Here is an 8,222-nt window from a genome sequence, read left to right on the forward strand (position 1 = left end):
GACCTCGATCAGGAAGCTCACATCGACGTCGCCACCGCCACGGCGGGATCGGCGCCGGCCTTCATCCACGCCTTCGTGCAGGCGCTGGCCCGGGCCGGCGAGGCCGAGGGGCTGTCGGCGGATGCGGCGACGCGGCTGGCGCGAGGGGCGTTGCGTTCAGCCGGAGCCGGCGTTGAGACCGGCGAGGGGCTGGAGACGCTGATCGCCCGCATCGCCTCGCCGGGCGGGACGACGCGCGCAGGGCTGGACGCCATGGCGGCGAGCGGCGATCTCGACCGGGCGGCCAGCGCCGCGGTCAGGGCCGCCGTGCAGCGGGCGCGAAGCTTCTAGCGCGTGACGTAACGGCCGTCGGCGATGTTCACCGCCAGCCGGCGATAGGCCCGGTCCGCGTCCGCCCAGGTGTTGATGCCGCGCACATCGCCGAGATTGCTGGAGAACCAGTCGTATTTGACCGGCACGACTTGTCCGTCGGCGGTCGTGATCTGGCCTTCGATGGCCGCGCCGCCGATCGACCGGCTGCGGTGGCCATCCAGTCCGGGACGGTCGGCCATCTGCTGGAAGGTCGGGCGATTGGGCCGCAGGTCGGTCAGCACCAGCTCGATCCGGGCGCCGTCAAGGTCGCCTTCGCGGGCGAGGGCGCGTCCGACCAGTTCGGCCAGCCGGTCCGCCTGTTCCTGAACCTCGCGCGGGCCCAGTTCCTCGGCCTTGTCCTGAAGGTCGGGACCGAGGCTGACGCTGATCAGGGCGGGCTCGGCCATGGCCGGGGCGGCGCTGAAGGCCAGTACGGCGGCGAGGGGAGCGAAGGCGGCGAGTTTACGCATGGTGTCCTCCATGGATCCGGTCCGCATCGAAGGTGGGACCAACGGTCCCGCTTCGCCAGTCCCCGCCATCAAATGTGATCAACCCGGCAGCCGGATCAGGGCCCGGAGGCCGCCCATGTCGCTGCGCTCCAGGGTGATCTCGCCGCCGTGGCCGCGGGCGACGTCCCGGGCGATGGCGAGGCCGAGGCCGACGCCCTTGCGGTTCTGGTTGCGCGAGGCGTCGAGGCGGGAGAACGGTCGGAACGCCTCCTCGTGCATGTCCTCGGGAATGCCGGGCCCGTCGTCCTCAACCGTCAGTTCCAGTCCGCCCGAGGGCAGGGCGCGGGCGCTGAGGCGGACGTGCTCGCCATGGGCGGCCGCGTTGCCGGCCAGATTGGTCAGGGCCCGTTTGAAAGCCAGCGGACGCAGGGTGGCGGTCAGGTCGGCGGGAGCGACCACCTCGACCTCGGCCCCGGCGCGACGGACGTCCTCGGCGGCGGCCGAGAGCAGGTCGGGGATCGACACCGCCTGGGCGGCCTCGCCGGCCTCGCCGCGGGCGAAGGCGAGGTATTCGTCGATCATATGCTCCATCTCGTCGAGATCGCCCTCCATCGCCTTTGAGCGTTTGAACGGCGGCGCCAGGGCCAGCTCAAGCCGCAGCCGGGTCAGGGGGGTGCGCAGGTCGTGGCTGACCGAGGCCAGCAGGGCGGTGCGCTGGTCGATATGGCGCTGGATCCGCTCGCGCATGGCCAGGAAGGCGTTGGCGGCGGCGCGGACCTCGCGCGCGCCGTGGGGTTTGAAATGCTCGCTGGTCTCGCCCCGCCCGAAGGCCTCGGCGGCGTCGGCCAGCCGCTCGATGGCGCGGACCTGGTTGCGGATGAACAGGATGGCGACGCTCATCAGCAGGACGGTGGCGATGGTCAGCCACAGGACGAAGATGTGGGCCTGGGTGGCCACGGCGCGCTCGCGCGGGGCGATGACGCGCAACACGCCCTGGGGCTGCTGCACGCGGATATCGACATAGGCGGGATAGCGTGTGGTGTCGAACCAGAAGGGCTGGTCGAGGCGGGTGGCGAGGGCCTTCTCAAGCGTGCGGTCGACGACTCCGATCGGGCCGCGCCGGTTCTCGGCGGGAAGGACGTCGCCCTCGCGCAGTTGCACCGACAGCGACATCGAACGCTCGGCCCGTTCCGAGATGACGGCCATGTTTTCCGGCGTCGGATCATCGCGCCAGCTCTCGGCGGCCCAGGCGATGTCGCCGGCCAGGCCGTCGGACAGGCGCGCGGTCACCGTCTGCCAGTGCATGTCGAAGAAGGCCCAGGTCACGGCGACCTGCATGACCAGCACGGGCAGGACGATGATCAGCAGCGATCGTCCCCACAGCGAGGTCGGCATCCGCCGCTTCAGGAACCGCGGCCAGAGGCTGGCGGGAAGCAGCCTCATCGCAGCATCAATCCGGGGCCAGCATATAGCCGACGCCGCGCACGGTCTGGAGGTAGCGCGGGTTCTTGGGGTCCGCCTCCAGCTTGCGGCGCAGGCGGGTGACCTGCACGTCCACGGCCCGACCGGTGATGTCGGCCGTGTCGGGGGACAGGCTCATGCGCTCGACCGCCGAATGGGCGTGGATGGCCAGGGTCTTCAGAAGCTGGGCCTCGGCCTCAGTCAGGCGTTGCATCTTGCCGTCGCGCGTCAGCTCCAGCCGCTCCATGTCGAACACCGCCGGCCCAAGTTTGATCTCGCGCGGGGTCAGGGGCTTGCCGCCGGTACGGCGCAGGATGGCGTCGACGCGCAGGGCCAGCTCGCGCGGGTCGAACGGCTTGGACATATAGTCGTCGGCGCCGCGGGACAGGCCCTCGATCCGGTCGTCGGGATCGCCGCGCGCGGTGAGCAGCAGGACCGGCGTCTTCGAGGTCTCGGCCTTCGACCGGACCCATGTCGTGAGGTCGAAGCCGCTCTCGCCCGGCATCATCACGTCGAGCACGACCAGATCGAATTCGATCAGCTCCATCAGACGCTTGGCCGCCGCCGCGTGAGCGGCGCCGGTGACGCGATAGCCTTCGCGGGCGAGGAATTCCTTCAGCAGTTCGCGGATGCGGTCGTCGTCATCGACGACCAGCAGATGCCGGCCGGCGCCGGCGCCGGCGATCGGGCCGGAACGGCCATGGGAGCGGACGTCGGTCATGCGGAAGCGACCGAACCGTGCGTCCAGGCGTTGACCTGAGCGATTCCGGCGGCTCTAACCTGGTGATCAGCGCGGGAGACGATATTCAATGGCCTTCGTTCCTATCGACGATCGTGACGGTTGGATCTGGTTTGACGGCGAATTTGTGCCTTGGCGGGAAGCCCGCGTGCATGTTTTGACCCACGCACTCCACTACGCCTCTTCGGTTTTTGAAGGCGAGCGGATGTACAATGGCCAGATCTTCAAATTGACGGAGCATACGAACCGCTTGTTCCGTTCGGCCGAGGTGCTCGACTTCCAGATTCCGTTCACGGTGGCGCAGATCAACGACGCCTGCAAGGAGACCTGCGCGCGAAACGGCCTGACGGACGCCTATGTGCGCCCCATCGCCTTCCGCGGCTCGGAGCAGGTCAGCGTCTCGGCGCAGCAGACGCGGACCCGCGTGGCCATCGCGGTGTGGGACTGGCCCAGCTATTTCGACCCGGAAACCAAGGCGAAAGGCATCCGCCTGTGCTGGGCGCCCTACAAGCGGCCGTCGCCGGAAACCGCCCCGACCGAGGCCAAGGCGGCGGGCCTGTACATGATCGGCACCATCAACCGCCACCACGCCGAGGCGCGCGGATACGCCGACGCCATGCTGCTGGACTGGCGCGGCTTCGTCGCCGAGGCGACCGGCGCCAATGTGTTCTTCGTGCGTGACGGACGGCTGATCACCCCGCCGGCCGACGGGGCGATCCTGAACGGCATCACCCGCCAGACCGTGCTGGAAATGCTCGCCGCGCGCGGCCTCGAGGTCGAGGTGCGCCACATCCGGCCCGAGGAGCTGGCCGGGTTCAGCGAATGCTTCCTGTGCGGCACGGCGGCCGAGATCACCCCGGTGAGCGAGATCGGCGACGATCGCTTCACCCCGGGGGAAATCAGCCTCAGCCTGATGGATGAGTACAGCCGGCTGGTGCGCGGTCAGATCTAGGCCCCGCTACCTCCCGGCTCGGACTCCCGCGCCCGCTTCGCCGCCAGCCGTTCCGCGCGAATCCGGCGACGCCAGCGCAGGCCCAGCCAGACCAGCGGGACGACAACGATCAGCAGCGGCAAGGCGCCGGCCAGGAACAGGATCAGCGCCCCGATCACGCTCATGAAGACGGTCAGGGCGTTGTCGAGGGCGTCGGTGACCGGTCGGAAGGCGCTGTCGGGCGCCAGCTGACCTTGGGCGGTGTAGGTTATGATCAGGCGTGAGGTCGCCACGCGGGTGCGCATCACCTCCAGCGTCGAGCGGCTGGCGTCCAGTTCGCCCTGCACCCGCGCCAGTTCGCGTTCGGTAGCCAGCAGTTGTTCCAGTGGCCCGCTGCGCGTGGCCAGAAGCTGTTGCAGCCGATCCCGCAGGGTCGTCAGCGCGCGGAGCCGGGCCTCGGTGTCGACCAGCGCGCGCGTCAGGTCCTCGCTCTCCGTCGCGGCCATGGCCACGCGGCCGCCGGCGGCCTCGGCGTCCCCCGCCAACCGCGCCCGGAAGGTCGTCAGAAAGGCCGGAGTGGCGCGGATTTCCAGCTGCGCGGTCAGCTGGTCGCGGCCATAGCGGCTGGATTCCGAGCCGATGACCTGACAGACGGCAGGTCCGGCGGCGACGCAGGCCTGTTCGTGGCGGCTCATCAGGGCGGGGGCGCGGTCGACGGGGAGTTCCAGTCCATAGCGATAGACATAGGCGATACTGGGCGCCTGAACGGCGGCCGCAGGCGGCGACGCATTTGAGTGTCCGGTCGCGGCGGCGCCCGGTCCGGCAGGCATGACGGCCGACGGCGGCGCGGCGGCAGCGTCCGCCGCGGCCTCGCTCGGCGCCGCGAGCTCCATGTTGACGGAGTCGTCACTGTAGGTCGCCGCATCGCGGCCAGCCGGGCCGCAGCCGGCCGCCAGCGCTGTCAGAGCAAGGCCGCCGACGGTTATCAGTCTCGCGCGCATTTCGAGTCTCCCGCTCCGTGATGATCACGGTCGCGTGAGTGGGCGCGCCGTTCGCGGCGGAAGCTTGGCCACAAGACAGCCAAACGGCGTCTTGCCAGACGTTCGCGCGTGGCGTTCAACGGGACCGGGCCGGCGGGGAGCCGGCGGGGAATCACATCCATGTTCAGTGTGCTGAACCTTCAGAGTCTGCTGGGGCTGGCGGTCATCGTGGCGGCCTGCTGGGGCCTGTCCGAGAACCGCAGGGCCTTCCCCTGGCGGCTGGCGCTGGGAGCGATCGCGGTCCAGGCCGCTCTGGTGATGGTGCTGTTCGGCATTCCGGGGTCCGAGGTTGTCCTGACGGCGATCACCGGGGCCGTGGACGGCCTGACCCGCGCCTCGGCCGCGGGCGCCCAGTTCGTGTTCGGCTACCTCGCCGGCGGCGATCAGCCCTATTCGGTCGAAAACCCGCCCGCCCTGTTCACCTTCGCCTTCAATGTCCTGCCGATGATCCTGGTGATCTCGGCCCTGTCGGCCCTGCTGTGGCACTGGAAGATCCTGAAATGGATCACCCACGGCTTCGGCCTCCTGTTCCAGCGGACCATGGGGCTGGGCGGCGCCTCGGCCCTGGCGGTGGCGGCGAACATCTTCCTTGGCATGGTCGAGAGCCCGATCGTCATCCGCGCCTATCTGGACAAGCTGACCCGGTCCGAGCTGTTCCTGATGATGGTGGTCGGTCTGGCGACCGTCGCCGGCTCGACCATGGTCGCCTATGCGGCCATCCTCGCCCCGGTCATGCAGAACGCCGCCGGCCATGTGCTGGTGGCCTCGATCGTCTCGGCGCCGGCGGGGGTGCTGCTGGCGCGCATCATGATCCCGGAGACGGCGGGCGAGGGCGGCGCCGGGGCCGACTACGCCTCAGCCCTGAAATACGACAGCGCCATCGACGCCATCGTCAAGGGCACGGCCGACGGCCTGATGGTGGTGCTCAACATCTCGGCGGTGCTGATCGTCTTCGTGGCCCTGATGGCCCTGATCAACGTCATGCTGGGCGGCTTCTGGCTGTTCGACGGCCCGGTGACGATCGAGCGTCTGCTGGGCTGGGTCTTCATGCCCGTCGCCTGGCTGTCGGGGGTCGAATGGGCCGAGGCCGGCAAGGCCGGCTGGCTGCTGGGGGTCAAGCTGACCCAGACCGAGTTCAAGGCCTTCATCGAGCTGGGCGCCGTCCCGGCCGGCGAGATGAGCGAGCGGACGCGGATGCTGATGACCTATGCCCTGTGCGGCTTCGCCAACATCGGCTCGGTCGGCATTACGGTGACGGGGCTGAGCGTGCTGATGCCCGAACGCCGGGAAGAGGTCCTCGGCATGGTCTGGAAGGCCCTGTTCGGGGGATTTCTGGCCACCCTGATGACGGCCGCCATCGTCGGCGCCATGCCCGCCGCCATGTTCCGCTGAAGCCGGAGACAGATCGATGAAACTCTACACCTCCCACCGCGCGCCGAATCCGCGCCGGGTCCGCTGGGTGATGGCCGAGAAGGGGATCGAGGACGTCGAGGTGATCGAGGTCGACATCCTGACCGGCGAGCACAAGACGCCCGAGTACCGCGCGCGGGTCGGCGTGCCCCATGTACCGGCGCTGGAGCTGGACGACGGGACCACAATCTCGGAATCGGTGGCCATCTGCCGCTATCTGGAGGCCCTCTATCCCGAACCCAATCTGTTCGGCCGCGACGCGCGGGAACAGGCTGTGATCGAGATGTGGACCCGCCGGTGCGAATTCTATCTGGCCAATCCGATCATGCTGAGCGTGCGCCATTCCCATCCGGCGCTGGCCGCGCTGGAAGCGATCCAGATCCCGCAACTGGCCGAATACAACCGCGTCGCCGCCGAGAAATTCATGAAGACCCTGGACCGGCGGCTGGCGGACCATGCGTTCCTCGCCGTGGACCGTTTCACCATCGCCGACGTCGTCGCCGTGGTCGGTCTGGATTTCGCCCGGCTGATCAAATACCGGCCGCCGGAAGAGCTGACCCATCTGGCGCGCTGGCTGGCGGACTGTCGGGCGCGGCCCGCGGCGGCGGCGGGCGCGTAGGATCGGATCGGTCTAGTCGGGATCGAACGGCCGACCGTTCCACTCGATGTCGGCGGTGATGGCCTCAGTGAGCGAGCGGCCCGTGCGAAGCGCGCGGAGGCCGAAGACGGCGGCGTCGGCCAGGGCGCCGAGGACCGGCCACCGATCGCCGGGAGCTCCCACGGCGTCTGAACCCTGCCTTCGCTGCGTGCGCCAGGCTGCAAGCCGTCGATCACGCAGGGCGGTGGGCAGGCCGTGGAGCCAGAGAGCCGTGGAGAGTTGGCATGCGCCCGTGCTCGGCCCGGCCTCGCCACGTGCCATCAGGGCCTGACCGAAGGCGGCGCTGCGGCCGAACAGATGCACGCCGCTGGTCGCCCGCGGATTGCACTCGATCAGCCACGGCTGACCGTCGGCGTCGACAATGGCGTCGCAGGCGATCTGGCCTGTCCCCGCGAAGGCGGCGAGGGCGTCGGCCATGGGACGCAGCCGCGCGGTCTGGTCCGCGGGGAGGGGACGGAAGACGTAGCTGGCCCCGCCGGGCAGCCGCCAGTCCGAGCCATAGGCGCAGAAGGCGACGACCCGGCCTTCCTGGCAGACGGCGTAGACGCTGACTTCCTCGCCGACGATCCGGCGCTGGACGACCCAGGGGGCGTCGGGGGACGGCGCGACGGCGGCGAGGTCTTCGGGGCCCGGGGCGACAAGCGTGCGGGCGCCGAAACGCGACCAGACCGGCTTGAAAACGTGGTCTGCGGCGTCGCCGGAGAAGGCCGCCAGCGCGGCCCGGTCGGCGACCACCGTGGTGTCGGGTACGGACAGGGCGAGGCTGCGGCACAGGGCGGCGAACCGGTCCTTGGCGTGCAGGGTCGCCAGCCGCTCCAACGGTGGCGCGAACAGCCGGTCGGAAAAGCCGTCGGCCTCGGCCAGAGCCGCGAGGTGAAACACCTCCTCGCAGGTCGGGATGATGCGGACGGGATCGAGCCGGGCGATCAGGTCGCGGATGTCGCGGGCGAAGTCGGCCGGACGCTCGACCGGCGAGGCATGGCGATGCACCGGTCCGGCGGCGCCCGACAGGCGGGCGAGCCAGGCCGGGCTGCAATCGGTCAGGTGCGGCTCATAGCCGGCGGCGCGCAGGCTGCGGGCGATGTCCAGCGCCGCCACGGACCGGGCGCCGGTGATCAGGACCCGCTCAGCCATCGGACCAGCGCACCCGCCGCCGTTTGACGCCGTCCTGCGCCGGGCGACC

9 protein-coding genes are annotated in these 8,222 nt (G+C 70.0%); 4 read left to right on the forward strand and 5 right to left on the reverse strand.

All coding sequences use genetic code 11. The features are described from left to right. The coding region (locus tag QQJ79_RS14050) for a pyrroline-5-carboxylate reductase family protein (RefSeq protein WP_284223544.1) at window positions 1-330 on the forward strand (330 nt) is incomplete at its 5' end. Here QQJ79_RS14050 and QQJ79_RS14055 read toward each other — a convergent pair. The 3 genes from QQJ79_RS14055 to QQJ79_RS14065 all read right to left on the reverse strand — a co-directional run bounded on the left by QQJ79_RS14055 (window position 327) and on the right by QQJ79_RS14065 (window position 2,982). Further along, entirely contained in the window at window positions 327-821 is a 495-nt protein-coding gene (locus QQJ79_RS14055) for a hypothetical protein (RefSeq protein ID WP_284223545.1), read from the reverse strand. The two genes, QQJ79_RS14050 and QQJ79_RS14055, sit on opposite strands and share 4 nt — an antisense overlap. Window positions 822-899: 78 nt before the next feature. Beyond that, window positions 900-2,243, reverse strand: a complete 1,344-nt coding sequence (locus tag QQJ79_RS14060) for an ATP-binding protein (RefSeq protein WP_284223546.1) — start codon at window positions 2,241-2,243, stop codon at window positions 900-902. A gap of 7 nt (window positions 2,244-2,250) precedes the next feature. Continuing rightward, a complete protein-coding gene (locus QQJ79_RS14065) occupies window positions 2,251-2,982 on the reverse strand; it encodes a response regulator (RefSeq protein ID WP_284223547.1) in 732 nt (243 codons plus the stop codon). A gap of 88 nt (window positions 2,983-3,070) precedes the next feature. On the opposite strand from QQJ79_RS14065, the gene QQJ79_RS14070 reads away from it, so the two are divergent. Continuing rightward, window positions 3,071-3,952 carry a branched-chain amino acid aminotransferase gene (locus QQJ79_RS14070; protein WP_284223548.1) on the forward strand — a complete coding sequence of 294 codons (882 nt, stop codon included), beginning with the start codon at window positions 3,071-3,073 and terminating at the stop codon, window positions 3,950-3,952. On the opposite strand, the gene QQJ79_RS14075 is transcribed toward QQJ79_RS14070, so the two are convergent. Beyond that, window positions 3,949-4,932, reverse strand: coding sequence for a DUF4349 domain-containing protein (locus QQJ79_RS14075; protein ID WP_284223549.1), 984 nt, complete (start codon window positions 4,930-4,932; stop codon window positions 3,949-3,951). The two genes, QQJ79_RS14070 and QQJ79_RS14075, sit on opposite strands and share 4 nt — an antisense overlap. 159 nt (window positions 4,933-5,091) lie before the next feature. Between QQJ79_RS14075 and QQJ79_RS14080 the strand changes: the two genes are divergently transcribed. Together QQJ79_RS14080 and QQJ79_RS14085 are read left to right on the forward strand one after the other, a co-directional pair. Beyond that, window positions 5,092-6,363, forward strand: a complete 1,272-nt coding sequence (locus QQJ79_RS14080; RefSeq protein ID WP_284223550.1) for a NupC/NupG family nucleoside CNT transporter — start codon at window positions 5,092-5,094, stop codon at window positions 6,361-6,363. 16 nt (window positions 6,364-6,379) lie between these two features. After that, entirely contained in the window at window positions 6,380-7,000 is a 621-nt protein-coding gene (locus QQJ79_RS14085) for a glutathione S-transferase family protein (RefSeq protein WP_284223551.1), read from the forward strand. Window positions 7,001-7,012: 12 nt separating this feature from the next. Here QQJ79_RS14085 and QQJ79_RS14090 read toward each other — a convergent pair. Continuing rightward, window positions 7,013-8,222: ATP-grasp domain-containing protein (locus QQJ79_RS14090; protein ID WP_284223552.1), on the reverse strand; the 1,210-nt coding region annotated here is incomplete at its 5' end.

This window comes from Brevundimonas denitrificans, from assembly GCF_030160755.1.
Lineage (GTDB): Bacteria > Pseudomonadota > Alphaproteobacteria > Caulobacterales > Caulobacteraceae > Brevundimonas > Brevundimonas denitrificans.